The sequence below is a fragment of the Streptomyces sp. DH12 genome, assembly GCF_020873895.1.
Lineage (GTDB): Bacteria > Actinomycetota > Actinomycetes > Streptomycetales > Streptomycetaceae > Streptomyces.
The window spans coordinates 1-458 of the sequence record NZ_JAHWGT010001021.1 but is presented as its reverse complement, the minus strand read 5'-3'; the positions used below and the strand labels follow the sequence as shown (position 1 = coordinate 458).

The window sequence follows — 458 nt, the reverse complement described above, 5'->3', positions numbered from 1 at the left end:
ACGCCGCGGCGGCGGACGCGGCGCCCCTCACCGGCGGCCCGTTCGCCCTCTACGGCCACAGCCTCGGCGCGCTCGTCGCCTACGAGGTGGCGCTCAGGCTCCAGGCGGCAGGCCGCGCCCCCGTCCGGCTCGTCGTCTCCGGCATGCCGCCGCCGCACCGCGTCCGCCCCGGCTCCGTCCACCGCGCCGACGACGCGGGACTGCTCGCCGAGCTGCGCCGCCTCGGCGGCCTGCCCGACGAGGTCCTGGCCCACCCCGACCTCCTCGACCTGGCCCTGCGCACGGCCCGCGCCGACTACGCCCTCGGGGAGACCTACCGGCAGCGGCACGGCCCCCGCCTGGCCGTGCCGGTGACCGTGCACCGGGCCGTCTCCGACCCCGAACTCACCGCAGGGGAGGCGTCCGCCTGGGCCGCCGTCACCGTCGGTCCGGTTCGCGCACGCACCGTCCCCGGCGGC

Annotated in this window: 1 protein-coding gene; it reads left to right on the top strand. The window is 79.9% G+C overall.

Going from position 1 to position 458, the window contains the following annotated elements; translation table 11 throughout:
• Positions 1 to 458, top strand: a 458-nt coding sequence (locus LPA54_RS38285) for a thioesterase domain-containing protein (RefSeq protein ID WP_228984992.1), incomplete at both ends; no start/stop codon positions are given.